A 19,912-nucleotide genomic window follows, 5' to 3' on the forward strand; every position below is an offset into this window, starting at 1 on the left:
CGCATCTCTCGATGCGATGCGGCCTCCCCTGCAAGCGGGGGAGGTGAAGCCAATCCGCAGCGGAATGTCGCGCATGTGGCGTGTGGGATTGCTCTTCGGACTGGCGCTTGCGGCAGCGCCGGCGCACGCGTTCATCGCCTATGTCTCGAACGAGAAGAGCAACACCGTCTCGGTGATCGATACCGAAAGCTGGACGGTGACCAAGACCATCAAGGTCGGCCAGCGTCCGCGCGGCATCGAGTTCTCGCGCGACGGCAAGTTCGTGATGGTCGCGGTCGGCGACGACGACACCATCCAGGTGATCGATGCGAAGACGCAAGCGGTGGTGGACAGCCTGCCATCCGGCCCCGACCCTGAATTGTTCGCCCAGGACGCCGCCGGCAAGGTCCTCTATGTCGCCAACGAGAACGACAATACCGTCACCGTGATCGATTTGGAGAAGCGCGCGCGGCTCGGCGATATCCAGGTCGGCGTCGAGCCGGAGGGCATGACCATCAGCCCCGACGGCAAGACGCTGATCAACACGTCGGAAACGACCAACATGGCGCATTTCATCGACACCGGCTCGCGCCAGATCGTCGCCAACGTGCTGGTCGATGCGCGGCCGCGCTTTGCCGAGTTCAAGCATGACAGCACGGAATTGTGGGTGTCCTCGGAGATCGGCGGCACGGTGTCGATCATCGATCCCAAGAAGCATGAGGTGATCGGCAAGGTCACATTCGAGATTCCGGGCCTGCGGCGCGAGGCGATCCAGCCGGTCGGTATCGGCATGACGAAGGACGACAAGACCGCCTTCATCGCGCTGGGCCCCGCCAACCGCATCGCCGTGGTCGATACCGCTACGCGCAAGGTGACGAAATATCTGCTGGTGGGCCAGCGCGTCTGGCATATGGCGTTCACGCCGGACGAAAAATACCTGCTCACCACCAACGGCGTCTCGAACGACATCTCCGTGATCGACGTCGCCGCGCAGAAGGTGATCAAGACCATTCAGGTGGGCGAACTGCCCTGGGGCATCACGATCGCGCCATGACCAGCCCTGCTCCCATCGCCGATCAACGCGAGGCCGCGCCGAAGCCCGATCCGGCCACAGTGCCGGCGCTGTCGATCGACGGCGTCAGCCATTCCTACGGCCCGCGCCGGGCGCTGATCGACGTCTCCTTCAGTGTCGCGCCGGCAAGCTTCACGGCGCTGCTCGGCCTCAACGGCGCCGGCAAGAGCACGCTGTTTTCGCTCATCACACGCCTGTTCGGCATCCAATCGGGACGCGTCGCCATTTTCGGTCATGACATCAGCAGCTCGCCTGGCGAGGCGCTGCGGCTGCTCGGCGTCGTATTCCAGCCGCGCACGCTCGATCTCGACCTTTCGCTGACGCAGAACCTGCTCTATCACGCCGCCCTCCACGGCATCAGCCGGCGCGAGGCGGCCGCTCGCAGCGCAGACCTGCTCGGCCGCATCGGGCTTGCCGACCGTGCCGGCAACAAGGTGCGCGATCTCTCCGGCGGACAAATGCGGCGGCTGGAGATCGCGCGGGCACTGCTGCACCGGCCGCGCCTCTTGCTGCTGGACGAGCCGACCGTCGGCCTCGACGTCAAGGCGCGGGCCGACATCATCAGCCATGTCCGTCAGCTCGTGACCGAACAGGGCATCGGCGTGCTCTGGGCGACGCATCTGTTCGACGAGATCACCGCAAGCGACGACCTCGTGGTGCTACACCAGGGCAAGGTGCTGGCGAAGGGCCCCGTCGGCCGCGTTATCACTGAGGCAGGCGCGCAGGATGTCAACACCGCCTTCATGCGCCTGACCGGCGCGCAAGTCGTGCCGGGAGGCGGCGCATGAGCAGCGTCACGACGCGCGACGCGCCGCGCGGTTTCTCGGCCTCGGAGTACATGACCTGCCTCACCGGCATCGTCTGGCGCGAGGGCCTGCGTTTCCTGCATCAGCGCGAGCGCTTCATCTCCGCGCTGGTGCGCCCCCTGGTGTGGCTGTTCATCTTCGCCGCCGGCTTCCGCCAGGTGCTCGGCATCTCGATCATCCCGCCTTACGAGACCTACATCCTCTACGAGGTCTATATCGCGCCAGGGCTGATCGCGATGATCCAGCTCTTCAACGGCATGCAGTCCTCGCTCTCGATGGTCTATGACCGCGAGATGGGCAATATGCGCACGCTGCTGGTGAGCCCGCTGCCGCGCTGGTTCTTGCTGTTCTGCAAGCTGCTCGCGGGCACCGCGGTGTCGCTGCTCCAGGTCTATGCGTTCCTCCTGATCGCCTGGTTCTGGGACATCACCCCTCCCCCATCAGGCTATCTCACCGTGCTGCCGGCGCTGATCCTGTCCGGATTGATGCTGGGCTCGCTCGGCATGCTGATCTCCTCCGGCATCAAGCAGCTCGAGAACTTCGCCGGCGTGATGAATTTCGTGATCTTCCCGATGTTCTTCGCCTCCTCTGCGCTCTACCCGCTCTGGCGGGTGCAGGAGGGCAGCCCCTATCTTTATTATGTCTGTGAGACCAATCCGTTCACCCATGCGGTGGAGCTGATCCGCTTCGCGCTGTATGGAAAGATCAACTGGATCTCGCTGGCGGTGGTCGCGACCTGTACAATCGTCTTCATGATCGGGGCGATCTATGCCTATGATCCATCGCGCGGACTGGCACGACGCGGGCCCGCGGGAGGCGAAGGATGAGATTGGGGATCGTGACCATGGCCGCACTGGTGCTCGCAGCCGCGAGCACGGCCGCGCGCGCGGCCGATCCGCGCTATCCCAACTGGCCCTGCACGCAGGCCAAGGTTCCGGAGATCTCGCTCGCCGCTGTCTGGGCCGGGCCGCCGCTCGACGACATCCAGAACAAGTGGAAGGACGACGCGAAGATCAGCGGACTGGTCTCAAAGCTATCGGCGCGGAAGACGCCGCTGGACGAGGCCGAGAAGTCAGTGAAGGAATTTCTGGCAGCTTCCGCCTCCGACAAGACCACGAACGCAAAACTGCTGTTCGCCGGCCTGTTCGACACGCTCAACGCCCAACGCTCCCAGGTCATGAGCGGGCTCGAACGCGTCAGCCGCAAGCAGCGCGAAGCCGCCGACAAGATCCGCGACGAGACCCTCCAGCTCCAGGCGCTTCAGGGCGCGACGCCCCGCGACGAGACCAAGATCGAGGCGCTGAGTAATCAATTGGTCTGGGAGACCCGCATTTTCGAGGACCGTCGCAAGGTGGTGCGATTTGTCTGCGAGGTTCCAACCACGATCGACCAGCGCCTGTTTGCGCTTGGACGCGTGATCCAGCAGGAAATGGAATAGCGTCAGCCTCGCTGACAGCTCACGAAAAGTTCCTGGATTGGCCCCGCTTTTGCCGCGCTATCTGCCGGAACCAAATCGATTTATCATGTCTTGTCGAAGTGAATCCTAGACGTCGGGAGGCCTCGATGGGAACAGCAAAATTCATCTACGCAGGAGCTGCGGCCATCGGCATGCTTGCGTCACCGGCATTTGCCGCTGACGACATGACCGGAATGATCACGAGGATCGACCGGCTCAACAACACGATCTCCATTCAGCAGATGCAGAAGGGAACGGTCGGTGGCAGCGCGGGCGGCGCCGGCGCGCTTCAGGAGTACAAGGCGAAGGACGCCGGCATGCTCGAAAGCGTTCACGCCGGCGACAGGGTGACGTACTCCGCGACCGACACGAACGGCACCGGCACGCTGACCAAGCTTCAGAAGCAGTAGCTCTCAGCGCGTGGTCCTCTCCCCGCTTGCGGGGAGGGCAATCGCATATGAGAGAGTTTGGCAGGCAGCCTCCTTGCGGCCCATCCTTCGAGACGCCCGCTTTTGGCGGGCTCCTCAGGATGAGGTCTTGTCTCGCGGCAAAGATCTTAGACCCTCATGGTGAGGAGCGCCGCCTTACGGCGCGTCTCGAACCATGAAGGCCGAGCGCGCGCCACAAGGGCATATGCGATAGCCCTGCCGCTTGCGGGGAGAGATTGGAACTCGCGCAACGCGCGGATTCCGGGTGAGGCGGAGCTTCCGCGAATCCGACTGGCACTGTGAAACGTGGATAGAGCCCCTCACCCCACCCCTCTCAGCGCGAGCGCAGCTCGTCGCGACCCCGCAAGAACGGGGCGAGGGGGCGCAGCTTCGTTGGATCACGCGGCTCGGCTCCAAAACACGGCTCACTGCTCGGGGCGCGGCTCTGGCTGCGCCTTTTCAGTGGGAAGGCTCGCGCGTTCCCAGCCGTCGGTGCCGTCCGGGTACCAGGCGACGTTGGCATAGCCGTAGGCGCGCGCGCGCTTGGCGGCGTTCCAGGACATCCAGCAATCGGCCTGGCAATAGATCACGAGCGGCGCGGCCTTGTCGCCATGCGTCGCATGTGCGAGCCCGCGGCGGAAATAGTCGTCCATGGCAGGCGATAGCGCGCCATAGCCGGCGTCGGGCAGCCAGATGCTGCCGGGAATGTTGTTGCGCGGCATGTCGCGCCAGACGGTGCCCGCGGGAAGGCTCGGCTTCGGCGGACGCGGCAGCACGTCGACGAAGGCGGCGCTCTTCGCCCGCCAGATCGCCTCTGCTTGCGCGGTCGAGAGCACGCGCGCGCCTTCCAGCGTCGCCGGCACCGGCGCGCGGTAATTGTCGGTGCGATAGCCCTCAGGCTCGAACGGCTCCTGCTGCTGCGCGAGTGCCGGCACCGCCAGCGCGACGGCGACGAGCGCAGCAGCAAGACGCTGTCTCATGGCGTCTTCTTGGCGGTCTCCGCGCCGAGCGGCCGGTCGCTCTCGTCGAGCAGCGGGACGCCGAAGTCGATCAGGATCTTGTTGATCTCGCCCTGATTCTCCTGGATCAGCTTGTTGAGCTGCCGCTTCCAGTTCTGGTCGGCAGGACGCACACCCATGCCGATGCGATAGACGAGCTTCGGCCCGGTGGTCTCCTTGACCAGCGGCGTGACATGCAGCGAGGCGCCGGCCTGCTTCGCATAGAAGCCCGCCATCGGTCCCCACAGCACGCCAGCATCGATCGTGCCGGCAGCAAGATCATCGATCATCGCCTTGGCGGAATTGTCAAAGCGCGTGTCGATCATCAGCGGATAGGGCTTTGCGTCGCCCATCAGACCGGCGATGGCCATGTTGGTCGCCGGCGGCGTTCCGGCGATGATGCCGATGTGCTTGCCCTTGAGCCGCGCGTCCTCGAGCGTGTCGACGTCCTCGAGCCCACTGCCCGCCTTCGCGACCAGCGCATAGGTCGTGCGGTAATAGGGATTGGTGCCCTGCACGAGATCATCGCCCTGCGGGAAACCCATGATCACGTCGCAGCGGTGCGCGCCGAGCGTCATGCGGACGAAGCCGGTGGCCTGCGGGAAGTAGACGTAGTCGAGCGTTTTCTGGAGTTTTTCGGCGAACAGCTGGGCGAGCTTGTTCTCAAAGCCCTCGCCCTTCTCATTGGAGAAAGGCATGTTGCGTGGATCGGCGCAGACGCGCAGCACCTTCGGGTCGACCAGCTCGAACGAGAGGTCGCCGCTGTCGTTGGTCTGTGCCCGCGCGGCGCCGCCCACGACGAACATTGCGGCGATCGCTAACAGCGAGAACAACCCGCGACGATGTCGTCCGGCCTCCGTCATCGCGCTTCCTCCTCTTGTCTTGATTGAATGCTATCCATGGATCACGTTATGCGCCATGGACGGCGAAGTTTCTCTATGACTTCGCTTGGGGTTTGTCTTGTTGCAGTGCAATGCCGCGCGATGATCGGAACTGAGGCGTAAAGATGGCGCATGTCGCTCTGGTGATCGCGGTGCTCGCCCTGCTGGGGCTGCCGACGCTAGCACGCGCAACCCCTCCCGAATTGCCTGTGAGCGAAGTCGCACCCGGAATTTTCATGCACGCCGGGTCAATTGCATCGATGAATTCCGAGAACGAGGGCGCCATTGCCAATGTCGGCTTCATCGTCGGCAGCGACGCGGTGGCCGTGATCGATACCGGCGGCAGCGTCCGTGAGGGCGAGGCTCTGCTCGAGGCCGTGCGGGCCCGCACCGACAAGCCGATCCGCTACGTCATCAATACACATGGCCATCCCGACCACATCTTCGGCAATGCCGCCTTCGTTGCGCAAGGGACCAGCTTCGTCGGCCACAGCAAGCTGCCGCAGGCGCTTGCCACGCGCGGGCCGTACTATCTCGACAATTTTCGCCGCATCATGGGCGACGAGCTGATCGCGCCGGTGAAGATCGTGCCGCCCACCCTGCTCGTTTCGGATACCATGACGCTCGATCTCGGATCGCGCCGCCTGAGCCTGCGAGCCTGGCCTGCCGCGCACAGCGACAACGACCTCACGGTGTTCGATGAGACGACGAAAACCCTGTTCGCGGGCGACCTCGTCTTTCTCCGCCATATCCCGGTGATGGACGGCAGCATCCGCGGCTGGCTTGCCCTGCTCAAGGACCTCGAAGCCATTCCCGCGCAACGCGTCGTTCCCGGTCACGGACCCGTGACCGACTGGCCCGCCGCGTTGGCCGACGAACGGCGTTATCTCCAGACATTGCTTACCGATGTCCGCGCGCTCAACACGAAGGGCGAGCCGATCCGGGCTGCTGCGGACAAGGCGGCGGCGTCGGAGCAGCCTCATTGGGACCTTTTCGAGGACTACAATGCCCGCAACGCAACCGCAGCATTTTCGGAAATTGAATGGGAGTAGCGGGCGCGCTACGCTGACCCAGGGATCAGCTACGCTGACTCCGGGATCAGCTACGCTGACTCCGGGATCAGCTACGCTGACTCCGGGATCAGCTACGCTGACTCCGGGATCAGCTACGCTGACTCCGGGATCAGCTACGCTGACTCCGGGATCAGCTACGCTGACTCCGGGATCAGCTACGCTGACTCCGGGATTACTGCTTCGCCTGTGCAGGACCACGACCATGACGGGACACATTCTCCGCCTGCCCTTGATCGCCGCGCTGCTCGGCATCGCTCTTGCCGCACCGGCGCGCGCCGAGGAGGCCTATGATCCCTGGCCGGGCCTCGTGCAGGACATCTTCAACAACCGCCCGATGAACGACGGCAGCGACGTCGTCGGCATCGAGATGCCCTATCGCGCCGAGGATGCGGCGATCGTTCCCGTAACCCTGCGCAGCAAGCTGTCGCCCGGCGATGCGCGTCGCATCCGCGCGATCACACTCGTGATCGACCGCAACCCCGCGCCGATGGCGGCGAAGTTCGAGCTCGGGCCGGACGCCAATGTCACGGAGATCTCCACACGCGTGCGCGTCAACAACTACACCGACGTCCATGCGGTGGCCGAGCTCAGCGACGGCCAGCTCTATGTCTCCAAGACCTATGTGAAGGCCTCCGGCGGCTGCTCGGCGCCGGCGGGGAAGAACGCCGAGGAAGCCAGGAACCGGCTCGGCCAGATGCGCTACCGGCAGTTCGCGCGCGAGGACGCGCCGGCGAGCCGCATCCGCGAGGCGCAGATCATGATCGGCCATCCCAACAATTCCGGGCTCCAGATGGACCAGATCACGCATCTCTATATCCCGGCCTTTTTCGTCAACCAGCTGAAGCTGACGCAGGACGACAGCCTCGTGCTGGCGATGGAAGGCGGCATCTCGATTTCGGAAGACCCAAATCTGCGCTTCACCTACGTCTCCAACGGCGCCAGGCGCTTCCGCGCCGAAGCCAAGGACACGGATGGACACGTGTTCCGCAACGAGTGGGACGTGGAGAAGCCGGGGACGTGAGTGGCGCGATCGCCGCCTCTTCCTTTGTGGGAGAGGGAGAATCGCCGCGCAGCGGCGAGACGGGTGAGCTCTCCGCGCAACCCGCTCGCGCCGGGATATGCGGAGCGGACCCCTCATCCGGCGCTTCGCGCCACCTTCTCCCACAAGACAAGGGGAGAAGGGACAGCGCCTATGCGGCCGCGGCTAGAAACACCTCACCTCGGCCTCCGCCTGCGCGCGGCGGAGATCGTTCACGGCGGTGTTGGCCTGTTCGGAGGTGCGAAACTGGGTGCCGAGATTGCCGCGGACCTGAGACATGCTGAGCGCGGTCTCCGCGGTGACGTAGCGCTCATAGGGCACGATCGAGGCGACCACGTCGATCGAGCAGGAGCATTGCTCGATCGACTGCCGCGTCTCGCCATTGGCCTTCATGCAGCCATAGACATATTCAGCCCGCGCAGAGGTCGGATAGTCATTGGCCTCCTCGGCCCGCGCCACGCATGCGGTCGCGGCCACCACCGCCAATGCGGCGACAATCGGTCGTACCCGTTCCGCGAAACTCATGAGCGTCCTCCCGCTGGTTGCGACCGAAACTATGCTATGCCTATTGTCCTGAAAAGAACTCGTTGGTGGAAACGGCTCACAGGGTGATGAGATATCTTGCACGAATAGTCGCGCTGTCGGCCGCGCTGGCGCTTCTCGCCCCCGCCCGCGCCGCGGACACGATCCGCCTTGCGGTGCAGAAAACCGGAACATTCTCCTGGGAACTGGCCACGATCCGCGCAGGTGGACTCGACAAGGAGGCCAATCTGTCGCTCGAGGTGACGGAGCTTGCGAGCACCGAGGCCGGCAAGATCGCGATGCGCGCAGGCAATGCCGACATCATGCTGTCGGACTGGCTCTGGGTGTCGCGCGAACGCGCGCTCGGCGCCAAGCTGACCTTCTATCCCTATTCCAGCGCGCTCGGCGCGGTGATGGTGCCGGCCTCCTCGCCGATCAAGTCGCTCACCGACCTCAAGGGACGCAAGCTGGCGGTTGCCGGCGGGCCGATCGACAAGAGCTGGCTGCTGCTCCAGGCGCGGATGAAGCAGGACGGCATCGACCTGAAATCGGAAGCGACGATCGTCTATGGCGCGCCGCCCTTGCTGGCGGCCAAGGCGCTCGACGGCGAGATGGATGCGAGCCTCAATTTCTGGAATTTCTGCGCGCAGCTCGAGGCCAAGGGCTTTCGCCGCGTCGCCGGCATCGAGGACATTCTGCCGAAGCTCGGCGCCAAGGGCCCGGTCTCCGCCGTCGGCTATGTCTTCGACGAGACCTGGGCGGCGGGCCATCGCGACGCGGTGGCGCGCTTCATCGCGATGACCCGCAAGGCCAAGCAATTGCTGGTGACGTCGGATGCGGCCTGGGAGAAGGTCGCCCCGCTCACCGGCACGACCGATGCGGCCATGCTAAAGACCTACCGCGACCGCTATCGCGACGGCATTCCGCGCCGGAGCATCGATGACGAGGAGGCCGACGCGCGCGTGCTCTACCGCGTGCTGGCCGAGATTGGCGGCCGCGATCTGGTCGGGCCGGCGGGCGAGCTCGATCCCGGCACGTTCTATCACGCGGTTTCCGGAGACTGAGGTGCTGCGTCTTTTGTCGTTTGCCCTGTTTCTCGCGATCTGGTGGATCGCAGCGCTGTTCGTTGGCGGCGTGAAGCTGCCCTCCCCACCTGCGGTGCTCCAGGTGATGATGGCGGAAGCGGCGAGCGGCGCGCTATTCCTGCATCTCGGTGCCACGCTCGCGCGCGTCGTGCTCGCCTTCGTGCTGGCGATGTCGCTCGGCAGCGCCATCGGCTACCTGATGGGGCGGGTGAAGCTCGCCGACCGGCTCGGCGATCCCTGGCTGATCCTGCTGCTGAACCTGCCGGCGCTGGTCGTGATCGTGCTGGCCTATATCTGGGCCGGCCTCACCGAGGCCGCCGCGATCGCGGCGATCGCCATCAACAAGCTGCCGACCGCCGTGGTCACGCTGCGTGAGGGCACGCGCGCGCTCGACCGCTCGCTCGACGAGATGGCCGCGGTATTTGCGATGTCGCGCTGGCGCGCGTTCCGCCACGTGGTGCTGCCGCAGCTTGCGCCCTATATCGCGGCCGCCGCCCGCTCCGGGCTGTCGCTGGTCTGGAAGATCGTGCTGGTCGCCGAACTCCTGGGACGGCCGAACGGCGTCGGCTTCGAGATCGGCGTCGCGTTCCAGCTGTTCGACACGCCGCGGCTGCTCGCCTATTCGCTGACCTTTGCCGCGGTCGTGCTCGTCATCGAAACCCTGCTGGTGCAGCCCTTCGAAGCCCGCTCAACACGGTGGCGCCCCCGTGCGGCTTGAGGTCGACATCACAGGCAAGACCTTCCGGAGCGCGGCCGGCGAAACGCATGAGGTGCTCGCGCCGGTCCGCCTCTCGCTCGGCGCCGGCGAGGTCGGCGTTCTCGTCGGCCCCTCCGGCTGCGGCAAGAGCACGATGCTGCGCATCATCCTGGGCCTCGACCGCGACTTCCAGGGCGACGTCACACGCCCTCCGAACGCACGCATCGGCATGGTGTTCCAGGAGCCGCGTCTGCTGCCGTGGCGCTCGGTCGAGCAGAACGTGCGGCTGGCGGCGCCGGAGATCGACGAGGCGAAGCTCACCGAACTGTTCAGGATTCTGGAGCTCGACGCGCACCGCAGCCACTTCCCCGGCGAGTTGTCGCTTGGGCTCGCCCGCCGCGTCGCGCTCGCCCGCGCCTTCGCGGTCGAGCCGGACCTCCTGGTGCTCGACGAGCCGCTCGCCTCGCTCGACGATGCCCTGGCCGGCCGTTTGCGTGAGGAGATTGCAACGCTGGTCGCAAGCCGGCCGGTGATGACGCTGCTCGTCACGCACAGCCTCGACGACGCCGTGCGTCTCGGCGACCGCCTGTTCTTCCTGTCGCCGCGACCGGCGCGGATTCTGGCCGAAGTGCCGATCGCCATCCCGCGCGCTGCGCGGGGCGAGGCCGAGATCGCCGCGATCAAGGCGGGCCTGGTGCGGCGGACCCAGGGCGAGCGCGCCGGCCGGGATGTCTCATAGCAACCCGTGCCGCTTGCGTGCTAAAATGGACCTCAAGCGGAGCCTCATGATGAAGGCGACGGTTGTACTGATAGCTCTCGGCCTCGCGCTTGCCGCACCCGCGGCCAACGCGCAGGACATGATGCGTGGTGTCGACCTCACCTCGCCGGCGATGGTGTCGGCCGAGATGAGCCGGGCGGAGGTCGAAGCCATGCTCGCAAGAGCGAGCGCGGCCGCACCCGCCGACTTCACCAGCAAGCGGCTCTCGGGCCTCGACCTGTCGGGCCTCGACATGTCCGGCGCCATTTTTCGTGCAGCGCGGCTGAACAAGACCAGGCTTGTGGGCGCTCACCTCGATCGCGCGATCCTGGATCAGGCCTGGCTGCTGGAGGCCGATCTCACCGGCGCAAGCCTCAAGGGCGCCAATCTGTTCGCCGCGCAAATGCCGCGCGCCCGCCTCGACGGCGCCGATCTGACCGGTGCCCGCATCGCCGCCGATCTCACCGGTGCAAGCCTCAAGGGCGCCTCGATCGCGGATGCACATCTCGGCGCCGACATGCGCAACCAGTCGATGGGCCTGATGCGCGCCGTCCTGCGCTCGGCCAATCTGGAAGGCCTGAATGCGCGCAACGCCGACCTCTCGCGCGTCGATCTCGAATTCGCCGTTCTCAAAGGCGCCGATCTCACCGGCGCTTCGCTCAAGGGCGCCCAGCTCGGCGGCGCCGATCTCAGCGGAGCAACCGTCGTCGGCACCGATTTCGAGGGCGCCGATCTTGTGTCCACCAGGCTGATCGCACCGATCGGCCTTGACCGCGCCAAGAATTTCGACAAGGCAAGAAACAGCGAGCGCGTCATCAGGGAATGACGGCGTGATTTGGGAGGAGCAGCGGATGAGACGTTGGGGTCTGGCTTTGATCGTCGTCGTGGCATGTGCCGGCGCAGCCGCCGCGCAGAGCAAGGGCAAGGGCATCCGGCTCTGGAATTTGACGGCCGAGACGATCTCCGGATTCCAGCTCTCGCCGGCCGGCAAGACCGACTGGGGACCGAACCAGACCTTGAACGACAAGGACAAGGAGGTCGACCATGACGAGCGGCTGCGGATCACCGGCGTCGAGCCCGGCCGCTACGACGCCAAGGTCAGCTATCCGAGTTCACGGCAATGCATCGTCCGCGACATCGAGATCAGGGCGGACGCGGTGTTCTCGATTGCCGACAAGGATCTGAAGGACTGCACCAAGTAAACGCCGGTGCTCAGGCCTTGTCATGCATGTGCGGATATTCGCAGCGCCACCGCACGGCCTGCCACTTCGGATGCTCGCCGACCCATTGCGCGATATAGGGCGGCGCAGCCATGGCGCATTGCCGCGGCGAACCGGCATAGGAAAATACCAGATGCTGCTCCTCGCACGTCGCCGGCGAAAGCACCGCACACACGGTCACCACCAGGTCAATCGGGTTCATGCTGTGATCCTCTCGCCTCGGCGATCAAGAAACTAGCATAAGAGCTACGTTCCCAGCAGCCGGAAGTTTCAACTCCGTGCGAGACGAAGCGGGAACCTGGCGGGCCATGGCCTCTCACCCAAGCGCGCCGACCTTCGCCAAGCTAGCTGAGGTGAAACCAGCGCCTTGCCGCCAGATCATTTCGTCAATAAGCTGGTTCCCCACAACTGCTAACAGGCTGATGGCTCTCACGGAAACCTCTCGGCGCGGCGTCGCGGTCGCTGTGTGCTTGCTGGCGCTCCTCGCTGGCTCTTGGGCTATCACGGGTCAAGTCCGGCGCGCAGCGGCGGAGCCGCAGCCGGACAAGTCGAATTCTGTCCGCACCGAGCCTTCCCGCTCCGCAAACAGCGACCAGCCAGCGGTCAAGCTTACGCCCAGCCAGCAGGGACAGGTCGGACTCGAAACCTCGGTTGTGGAAGCTGCTCCGCATCCTGAGCAATTCCGCGCATACGGCGCGGTGCTGGACATCTCCCGCATTACGGAGCTCACCAACAGCTACGCCAATGCGCAGGCTCAACTCCAAACAGCACAGGCCAAGCTCGAAGTTGCGAAGAGCGCATTCGACCGGACCAAGAATCTCGTCGACTCCGCCGCGCTCCCAAAAAAGGAAGCCGAAACCGCAGAGGGAACGTTGCGGACCGACAAGGCCGCACTTGCCGCGGCGGAATCGCAGCTCAGGACTCTCGCGGCAACAGCAAAGCAGGAGTGGGGACCGGTGATCGGCCGGGGAATCGTCGAGCGCTCGCCCGCCGTTGTAAGGCTGATCGAACGCGATCATTTTCTGGTGCAGGTGACGCTGCCGCCTGGCGTGGCCGTCACGGGGCCCCCGGGGACGGCCCTGGCACAAGCGCCGACGCGAAATGCGAATATCGATCTCCAGTACATTTCCCCGGCAACACGCACCGACCCTCGTATTCAGGGATTGAGCTATTTCTTCTCCGCGCCTGGCGATAGTGGCCTGCTGCCCGGCATGAACACCACCGTTTATGTACCGTCAGGCAACACTTACGCGGGCGTGTTCGTCGAGGATACCGCGATCGTGCGATGGCAGGGTCGATCGTGGGTTTACCTGCGCGTCAGCGCCGATAGCTTCCGACGGCATCCGATCAGCACGGATCAGCCGGTTTCGGATGATGACTACGTCGTCCGAGACATCCCATCGGGGTCCGAAATCGTAATCCGGGGCGCACAGGTCTTGTTGTCCGAAGAGGCCAAGAGCGAGCTTCGGGGCGGCGATGACAATGACTGACGGCATCGGCTCCAACAGGTCAGGGCCGCAAGCTGCTCTCGTCGCATTCTCCATCCGCTTCCGCGGCATCGTGCTCGCGCTTTCGTTCGCACTGCTGGGCTATGGCCTGTTCACGCTCGGCGAAGCCAAATACGGAGTGTTCCCCGAATTCGCGCCACCACAGGTCACGATTCAGACTGAAGCTCCCGGCCTCAGCCCGGAGCATGTCGAGATTCTGGTCACGCAACCGATCGAAACGTCGATCAACGGCTTGGCCGGCGTCGAGAGTCTGCGCTCGTCGTCGATCCAGGGCCTCTCCGTAATAACAGTCATCTTCCAGCCGCGCAGCGATATCTACCGGGCGCGTCAATTGGTGACGGAGCGTCTCGCGGTCGTGGCCGCGCGGCTGCCTCAGGGCGTTCAGCCGCCGTCGATGACACCATTGACCCCGCTGGCCGGCACAGTGCTGGTCATCGGCCTGACGTCCGACCAACGTTCGCTGATGGATTTGCGCACCATTGCGGACTGGACCGTGGCAAGACGACTTCTGGCCGTCCAGGGCGTGGCACAAGTATCCACTTACGGCAAAGATGTCCGGTCTCTGCAAGTGCAAGTCCGACCGGACGACCTGATCAGGTACCGGGTCGGCCTGAATGACGTACTGGCCGCCGCGCGCAAGGCCACCGGCGTACGGGGCGCCGGCTTCATCGATACCGCCAATCAGCGCATCACGCTGCAAACCCAGGGGCAGTCTTTGACGCCCGACCAGCTTGCCCGCACCGTTCTTCTGCACGAAGGCGGCGCAAGCGTGGTTCTCGGCGACGTCGCCACCGTCGTGACCGCTCCCGAGCCGCCAATCGGGGCCGCCCTCATCGACGGCGTGCCTGGCATCATGCTCATGGTCAGCCAGCAATACGGCGCGAATACGCGAGAGGTCACCACGCGGGCGGAAGCCGCGCTGCAAGAACTGCGGCCTGGCCTCGAAGGCGACGGGGTACAGCTCCATGCGGATATCTTTCGCCCTGCCAATTTCATCGACGCGGCGACCGAGAACGTGCTCAACGCCTTGTTGATCGGTGGGGCGCTCGTGGTCGTCGTTCTGTTTCTATTTCTGTTCGACTGGCGCACCTCGATCATCAGTTGCACCGCTATCCCCCTATCGTTGATAGCGGCCGTGCTCGCGCTGCAATGGATGGGCGAGACTCTCAGCACGATGACGTTGGGCGGCCTTGCAATCGCGATCGGCGAAGTCGTCGATGACGCCGTGATCGGCGTCGAGAACGTCGTACGTCGATTGCGCGAAAATCGCCGGGCGCCGGCGCCGAAACCCGAGGCTCGCGTCGTGCTCGAAGCTTTCCTCGAGGTGCGCACCGCCGTTGCCTATGCGACGTTTGCGGTGCTGCTGGTCTTCCTTCCGGTCCTGGCGCTTTCCGGCATCGCCGGCCGTCTCTTCGGCCCCTTGGGGATCGCCTATATATTCGCCGTGCTCGCCTCGCTCGCGGTCGCTCTTACGGTGACGCCGGCGCTCTCCATGCTGCTCCTCGTCGGGCGGACCGGCGAACAACGCCTGCATGAGCCGCCAGCGGTGCGGTGGTCCCGTCGCTACTACCAGGCCTTGCTGCGTCGTATCGGCCGCTTCCCGAAGCTGGTGATGACGGCCGCCGCAGCTCTCACGATCGCCGGCGCGGCGATGCTGCCTTTCTTCGGCGGGACCTTCCTGCCGGATCTGCGGGAAGGCCATCTGATACTGCACGTCTCCGCGATCCCTGGCACCTCGCTCGACGAATCACTTCGTATCGGCAAACTGATGACGGATACCCTCCGACAGATCCCGGGCATCCGCAGGGTGGCGCAGCATGCAGGCCGAGCCGAGGCCGGTATCGACACGGTTGGTCCGCATTCCAGCGAGTTCGAGGTCGACTTAGAGCCGGGTCTCTCGGGTCAGGCACAATCCGCAGCGGAAGCGCGCATCAGGGCCGCCTTGGCCGACTTCCCCGGGGTTTCCTTCTCGAGCAAGACCTACTTGACCGAGCGCGTGGAGGAGACCGTCTCCGGCTTCACCGCGGCGGTGGTGATCAACATCTACGGGTCCGATCTCGATTCACTCGAGCGCGCTGCGCGCGACGTCGCTCGAGAACTCGACGAGGTCGGTGGTGCCATCGACGTGCAGCAGAGATCCCCGCCAGGGATGCCGCAGGTGAATGTGACGCTTCGTCCGACCGATCTGCAGCGCTGGGGGCTCGATGCTGTCGAAGTGCTCGAACTGATCCGCACCGCCTATCAGGGCGATGTCGTCGGCCAGGGATATGAAGGCAATGCCGTCTTCAATGTCATCGTGATCCTCGACACACATGCCCGCGCCCGGCTCACTCAGATCGGTGACCTGCCGGTGCGCACGCCGAGCGGAGCATACATTCTGCTGAAGCAAATTGCCGACGTCTACGAAACCTCGGGCCGTTATCAGATCCAGCACCAGAATGCACAGCGCGTTCAGACCGTAACGGCGAACGTCAGCGGACGCGATCTCGAGTCCTTCGTGGCCGCAGCCAAACGCAAGCTGGCCCGCGAGGTCACGTTGCCGCCGGGTGCCCATATCGAATTTGCCGGAGCGGCCGAGGCACAAGCCCGATCGCGGCGCGATCTCATCGTCAACTCCTTGCTGGCTGGGACGGGTATCGTCGTTCTGCTCTCGATGGTTACCGGCCATTGGCGAAATTTGTTGCTGGTGATGATCAACCTGCCGTTTGCCTTTGTCGGCGGCGTGTTCGCATTAGCGTTGACGGGTGGTCTGCTTTCGCTCGGATCGATGGTCGGCTTCGTCACGCTGTTCGGAATTACGCTGCGCAACTCCATCCTCATGATCTCGCACTACGAGCACCTCGTCCTCGTCGATGGTCACGCGTGGGGACCCGATACCGCGATCGAGGGCGCGGCCGATCGTCTTGTCCCGATCCTGATGACGTCTCTCGTGACCGGCCTGGGATTGCTGCCGCTGGCGATAGGCGCAGGAGAACCGGGTCGTGAAATCGAGGGCCCGATGGCAATCGTCATCCTCGGGGGGCTGATCACTTCGATGGCGCTTAGTTTGCTGGTTCTGCCGACTCTTGCGCTTCGATATGCGCGTTTCAAGAGCCGCTCTGAGCGCACGCAAAGCGCTTGACGATCAGGATCACGCTCGCCTCAAAAGCGGCAGCAGCGCTGACCAAGCGTCAGCCTAGCACAGTGCCGAAAGAGCACAGTCGAGATTTTGGTGGAAGAGAGTTGAAGCCCGATCGTTGTGGCTTTGCATCAACGACAATGCGTTGAATGACGGATCGTCCGGCACAACGATGACGGGCAAAGACGGCCCGAACACTGCCACGGCCTCGATGGTGTTTGCCATCGAAGCCGCGGCAGGTCGTGAGGTGGTCTTACTTGCGCGAAGCGCAGGCGTACATGTTGATTTCCATGCCCACCGGCACTTCCACGATCTTCGGAGCTTTCCAAGCCATTCGGGGTCTCCCAAGGGATTGAGCGCGACATCGCGCGGACGGAAACCTAGGGCTGCATCGCGCACCGCGCAAGCCTGGATTCGAACGCGCAGCACATCCGCGCCGATTCTTCGCAGGCGCATTTCGCTCTCGGACAAGAGCTGTTCCCTCTTGGTCAAACGCGATTAACGAAGAGTGATCTTGTGCGACGCACCGTCGATGACTCGGCGCGAACCGCGCCTTGTCGTCAGCAGCCCTTGTCCGCGGTTGCTGCGTTCGGCTTGGCACCCTCGGCGCGCTGAGCCGCAGTCGGCTCCCCCTGCATCTGCCGCTGCGCATCCTCGGATGATGTCGCCGTTTCACCGCTTGCACGATTCATCGTGCTGGTCGGCGGATGCTTGTTGGTGTCGTTCGCGGAATCGGACGTGTGAGACTGCGCCGAGCCGACCGTGACGGGACCCGACCCGGCGTCCTTATCATTGGCGGCGCTTGTGCTGTTGCAGGGGCCCGCGATGGCTGTGCCGGCGCTCAAAGCGAGAATCGCGCATGCCGCGAGCATCGATCGTTTCGTGTTCATGTGCATCTCCTCTCCTCCTGCCCGTGCCCTCGCGGGGAAGCTCTTGCGGAGAGAATATGTCGCGACGCGCGAGGTTCCGAATGCCGGCATGGAATTGACCCGCCGCCTGTGCGCAGCGGGTCAGCCGTTCATTTCAATAGCCGCAGCAACGCGCGCCCCGCGCGCGAGTTCAGCTCCTTGGCGTCCAGCGTTCCATCATTGTCGGGATTGGCGGCCTTGAAGCGTTGCTCGACCACAGCGAGATATTCATCCAGCGTGAGCGTCCCGTCGTGATCGGGATCGGCGACGGCGAGTTCCTTCGCCGTCAACCGTCCGCGCAGTTCGCGTGCATCGAGCGTGCCGTCATGGTCGGGATCGAGCTTGGCGAACAGCGCGGCGGCAGCTTTCTTCACCTCGGCAAGATCGAGCGTTCCGTCATTGTCGGTGTCGAACATCTTGATGACGTTGCCGGATGCCGACCAGGCCGGGCCAGCGAACAGAACATTTGTCAACGCGAGTGCAATGGAGCGGCGCGAAATCATCAAAACCTCCCTGGCGGAAAAATCCCGCATCGCGCGGGATCGCGACAACATAAGTCCATTGATGGGGTCCGGTCCAAGCCGAATTCGATGCGGGCGCTCGCACATGCGCAAAGTTGACGGATTTCGGGTGGATCGTTGAGCCAAGCCGTCGCCTTATTGCGGACCATGCTGCATCAGCGAGGCCACCCATGAAGTTCTTGATCCAGATGCCATTGTGCTGCGCCGTTGCGATTTGCCTTTTCTCGCCCGCCGCGGCGCAGAGCGGGACTCCTTCCAAACCCATGCCGGCAACGGCCAAGGTCCTGACCGGCAAGGAACGACTCGGCCCCAAATGGACCGACGAGCAACGCATCGACAATTGCAATGTGCCGCCGGACAAGCGTGGAACCAAGTCGCGCCCGATTCTCTGTCCGGACCATCTGACCCACTAGATGCGCAAGCGCGCGAGACACAACGCATGTCGCTTCATGCCACGGACTTCCGAGGGCAGGATCACCGAGGTCGCCAAGCGGGCCAGCCTCACCTAACTGCCACCGCGAGACCCTGCGGTCCTCGGCGACGTCTGGAGGCAGATCATCCAGCGGTGAGGTCTACCTCCGTCATTCCGGGGCGCCCGCAGGGCGAACCCGGAATCCATCTCGCCGCACAAATTGCGGCCCGATGGATTCCGGGCCCCCGTGCTGCGCACGCATCCCGGAATGACGGAGAAGGGATTGCCGCCAAGCGCAGCGGCTTTGGCTAGCTCGCCCGCGCCCGGAACCGTATGATGCGCGCCGTTTCATCGACGATCTGGTGCAATCGTGAACCTGCCGACCGTCCCGCCCGCTGCACGCCTCGGAGATTTCCTCTCTCGCGAAATCAAGACCGGCGAGCTTCTGCGAGCACTGGTCGTGGTCGGCCCGATCGTGGCCGCCTATTTCCTCACGCGCGAACCGGCCCTGTTGAACCTCGGCCTGATCGCGGTTTCGCTGCTCATTCCCGCGCTCAAACTTCGGCTGCCGTCGAAGATGATCGCATTGCACTACCTCAGCATTCTCCTCACCTTTGGCACGCTGTTCCTCGCAGCTCCGATCAAGCCGCTGTTCGTCGCGTTGACAGCGCTGGCCGGCTTCCTTGCCGTCGCGGTGACGCGCTATGGAGACAATTTGCGCACGCTGGGCAATTGGGTGTTCATCCCGGCCGTCTATCTCGCCTGCGAGGTCCGCGAGGGGGTGAGCGCTGCGGAGGCGCTCCGTCATGCAGGCATCATCGTCGCGACCTCACCGGTTGCGCTCGCGCTCGTCTGCGGCGTCCGGATTTACGACCAGCGCCGAAGAGGCGATGCCGTGGCATCCTCCTATGGACCTCCCTCCGCCGAATGGTTCCTGCCCGCGGCCGCAACCGCCGTGGCGGTGTTCGCCGCGGCAGCGCTGGTCGAAATTCTGGATCTCGCCCAGGGGCAATGGGTGATGTGGTCGGCAGCAAGCGTCATCGTCGGAGATCTCTCCGCCTCCACCGGCAAGCTGAAGCAGAGAGCGATCGGGGCGTTCGTTGGTGTCCCGCTCGGCTTCCTCGCGGGCTTCGAGCTGCCGGTCGGCCGGGCCGGCTATGCGCTCGCGGTTCTCGGCGCGACCCTCACGCTGATCTCATTCTCGCGCTACATCGTCGGCTTCGGCCTGCGTTGCTTCTTCATCGCTCTTGCGGCCTCATTCGCCGGAGGCGCCAGCGGCATAGCGGAGGAGCGCGTCGCCAACGTGATCACGGGCGGCGCATTCGGCCTCATCGCGGTCGCCTTGACGGAGATCGTCTGGCTGCGCGTCCGGCGGAAAGCCCGTTCGCCTGGATAATGCCCGGCGCGTCCTCGAATGCGCCAATCTGTCTCG

General features: G+C 64.5%; 24 protein-coding genes. 16 read left to right on the top strand and 8 right to left on the bottom strand.

Going from position 1 to position 19,912, the window contains the following annotated elements; all coding sequences use genetic code 11:
• The first annotated feature begins 64 nt into the window (after positions 1–64).
• The 5 genes from K289_RS0108485 (at position 65) to K289_RS0108505 (ending at position 3,723) form a co-directional block, all read left to right on the top strand.
• Positions 65–1,033 carry a YVTN family beta-propeller repeat protein gene (locus K289_RS0108485; protein ID WP_027551106.1) on the top strand — a complete coding sequence of 323 codons (969 nt, stop codon included), beginning with the start codon at positions 65–67 and terminating at the stop codon, positions 1,031–1,033.
• Positions 1,030–1,839, top strand: coding sequence for an ABC transporter ATP-binding protein (locus tag K289_RS0108490; RefSeq protein WP_027551107.1), 810 nt, complete (start codon positions 1,030–1,032; stop codon positions 1,837–1,839). Before K289_RS0108485 ends, K289_RS0108490 begins: the two co-directional genes overlap by 4 nt.
• Positions 1,836–2,684, top strand: coding sequence for an ABC transporter permease (locus K289_RS0108495; RefSeq protein WP_027551108.1), 849 nt, complete (start codon positions 1,836–1,838; stop codon positions 2,682–2,684). The genes K289_RS0108490 and K289_RS0108495 overlap by 4 nt, the downstream gene beginning before the upstream one ends.
• On the top strand, positions 2,681–3,295 hold the full coding sequence (locus K289_RS0108500; protein ID WP_027551109.1) for a hypothetical protein: 615 nt from the start codon (positions 2,681–2,683) through the stop codon (positions 3,293–3,295). The genes K289_RS0108495 and K289_RS0108500 overlap by 4 nt, the downstream gene beginning before the upstream one ends.
• Before the next feature lie 125 nt (positions 3,296–3,420).
• On the top strand, positions 3,421–3,723 hold the full coding sequence (locus K289_RS0108505; protein ID WP_027551110.1) for a copper-binding protein: 303 nt from the start codon (positions 3,421–3,423) through the stop codon (positions 3,721–3,723).
• A gap of 443 nt (positions 3,724–4,166) precedes the next feature.
• Here K289_RS0108505 and K289_RS0108510 read toward each other — a convergent pair whose 3' ends face one another.
• Positions 4,167–4,721, bottom strand: coding sequence for a PQQ-dependent catabolism-associated CXXCW motif protein (locus tag K289_RS0108510; RefSeq protein ID WP_027551111.1), 555 nt, complete (start codon positions 4,719–4,721; stop codon positions 4,167–4,169).
• Positions 4,718–5,602: a substrate-binding domain-containing protein gene (locus K289_RS0108515; RefSeq protein ID WP_027551112.1), complete on the bottom strand. Its 885-nt coding sequence runs from the start codon at positions 5,600–5,602 to the stop codon at positions 4,718–4,720. Before K289_RS0108515 ends, K289_RS0108510 begins: the two co-directional genes overlap by 4 nt.
• A gap of 143 nt (positions 5,603–5,745) precedes the next feature.
• On the opposite strand from K289_RS0108515, the gene K289_RS0108520 reads away from it, so the two are divergent.
• Positions 5,746–6,672, top strand: coding sequence for a quinoprotein relay system zinc metallohydrolase 2 (locus K289_RS0108520; RefSeq protein ID WP_027551113.1), 927 nt, complete (start codon positions 5,746–5,748; stop codon positions 6,670–6,672).
• Positions 6,673–6,895: 223 nt separating this feature from the next.
• Positions 6,896–7,714: a quinoprotein dehydrogenase-associated SoxYZ-like carrier gene (locus K289_RS0108525; RefSeq protein ID WP_027551114.1), complete on the top strand. Its 819-nt coding sequence runs from the start codon at positions 6,896–6,898 to the stop codon at positions 7,712–7,714.
• Between the two features lie 183 nt (positions 7,715–7,897).
• On the opposite strand, the gene K289_RS0108530 is transcribed toward K289_RS0108525, so the two are convergent.
• Positions 7,898–8,257, bottom strand: coding sequence for a hypothetical protein (locus tag K289_RS0108530; protein WP_027551115.1), 360 nt, complete (start codon positions 8,255–8,257; stop codon positions 7,898–7,900).
• 86 nt (positions 8,258–8,343) lie between these two features.
• On the opposite strand from K289_RS0108530, the gene K289_RS0108535 reads away from it, so the two are divergent.
• From K289_RS0108535 to K289_RS0108555, 5 genes are read left to right on the top strand one after another with little or no spacing between them, the layout of a single operon-like run.
• The gene (locus tag K289_RS0108535) at positions 8,344–9,318 is read left to right on the top strand and encodes an ABC transporter substrate-binding protein (protein ID WP_027551116.1); all 975 of its coding nucleotides are present in this window, start codon (positions 8,344–8,346) and stop codon (positions 9,316–9,318) included.
• 1 nt (position 9,319) lies between these two features.
• Positions 9,320–10,057 carry an ABC transporter permease gene (locus K289_RS0108540; RefSeq protein ID WP_027551117.1) on the top strand — a complete coding sequence of 246 codons (738 nt, stop codon included), beginning with the start codon at positions 9,320–9,322 and terminating at the stop codon, positions 10,055–10,057.
• Positions 10,047–10,775: an ABC transporter ATP-binding protein gene (locus K289_RS0108545; protein WP_027551118.1), complete on the top strand. Its 729-nt coding sequence runs from the start codon at positions 10,047–10,049 to the stop codon at positions 10,773–10,775. Before K289_RS0108540 ends, K289_RS0108545 begins: the two co-directional genes overlap by 11 nt.
• 49 nt (positions 10,776–10,824) lie before the next feature.
• A complete protein-coding gene (locus K289_RS0108550; protein WP_027551119.1) occupies positions 10,825–11,619 on the top strand; it encodes a pentapeptide repeat-containing protein in 795 nt (264 codons plus the stop codon).
• Positions 11,620–11,644: 25 nt separating this feature from the next.
• A complete protein-coding gene (locus tag K289_RS0108555; RefSeq protein ID WP_027551120.1) occupies positions 11,645–11,995 on the top strand; it encodes a hypothetical protein in 351 nt (116 codons plus the stop codon).
• 10 nt (positions 11,996–12,005) lie between these two features.
• Here K289_RS0108555 and K289_RS0108560 read toward each other — a convergent pair whose 3' ends face one another.
• Complete coding sequence (locus tag K289_RS0108560; RefSeq protein WP_027551121.1) at positions 12,006–12,215, bottom strand: hypothetical protein; 210 nt, start codon at positions 12,213–12,215, stop codon at positions 12,006–12,008.
• Positions 12,216–12,483: 268 nt separating this feature from the next.
• On the opposite strand from K289_RS0108560, the gene K289_RS0108565 reads away from it, so the two are divergent.
• Both K289_RS0108565 and K289_RS0108570 read left to right on the top strand, forming a co-directional pair.
• Positions 12,484–13,503: an efflux RND transporter periplasmic adaptor subunit gene (locus K289_RS0108565; RefSeq protein ID WP_245283868.1), complete on the top strand. Its 1,020-nt coding sequence runs from the start codon at positions 12,484–12,486 to the stop codon at positions 13,501–13,503.
• A complete protein-coding gene (locus K289_RS0108570) occupies positions 13,496–16,642 on the top strand; it encodes an efflux RND transporter permease subunit (protein WP_027551123.1) in 3,147 nt (1,048 codons plus the stop codon). Before K289_RS0108565 ends, K289_RS0108570 begins: the two co-directional genes overlap by 8 nt.
• 54 nt (positions 16,643–16,696) lie before the next feature.
• Here the strand turns inward: K289_RS0108570 and K289_RS50285 are convergent, their stop codons facing one another.
• The 4 genes from K289_RS50285 to K289_RS0108585 all read right to left on the bottom strand — a co-directional run bounded on the left by K289_RS50285 (position 16,697) and on the right by K289_RS0108585 (position 18,050).
• Positions 16,697–16,864: a hypothetical protein gene (locus K289_RS50285; RefSeq protein ID WP_156917875.1), complete on the bottom strand. Its 168-nt coding sequence runs from the start codon at positions 16,862–16,864 to the stop codon at positions 16,697–16,699.
• Positions 16,865–16,892: 28 nt separating this feature from the next.
• Positions 16,893–16,973, bottom strand: coding sequence for a pyrroloquinoline quinone precursor peptide PqqA (pqqA, locus tag K289_RS44090; protein ID WP_008562446.1), 81 nt, complete (start codon positions 16,971–16,973; stop codon positions 16,893–16,895).
• A gap of 226 nt (positions 16,974–17,199) precedes the next feature.
• Positions 17,200–17,529 (bottom strand): hypothetical protein, encoded by a 330-nt coding sequence (locus K289_RS0108580; RefSeq protein WP_245283869.1) that lies wholly within the window; start codon positions 17,527–17,529, stop codon positions 17,200–17,202.
• Between the two features lie 128 nt (positions 17,530–17,657).
• Complete coding sequence (locus K289_RS0108585; protein WP_027551125.1) at positions 17,658–18,050, bottom strand: EF-hand domain-containing protein; 393 nt, start codon at positions 18,048–18,050, stop codon at positions 17,658–17,660.
• Between the two features lie 188 nt (positions 18,051–18,238).
• Between K289_RS0108585 and K289_RS44095 the strand changes: the two genes are divergently transcribed.
• Complete coding sequence (locus K289_RS44095; RefSeq protein ID WP_245283870.1) at positions 18,239–18,481, top strand: hypothetical protein; 243 nt, start codon at positions 18,239–18,241, stop codon at positions 18,479–18,481.
• Positions 18,482–18,850: 369 nt separating this feature from the next.
• The gene (locus K289_RS0108595) at positions 18,851–19,876 is read left to right on the top strand and encodes an FUSC family protein (protein ID WP_027551127.1); all 1,026 of its coding nucleotides are present in this window, start codon (positions 18,851–18,853) and stop codon (positions 19,874–19,876) included.
• Positions 19,877–19,912 lie beyond the last annotated feature (36 nt).

It is taken from the genome of Bradyrhizobium sp. Cp5.3, from assembly GCF_000426265.1.
GTDB lineage: Bacteria > Pseudomonadota > Alphaproteobacteria > Rhizobiales > Xanthobacteraceae > Bradyrhizobium > Bradyrhizobium neotropicale.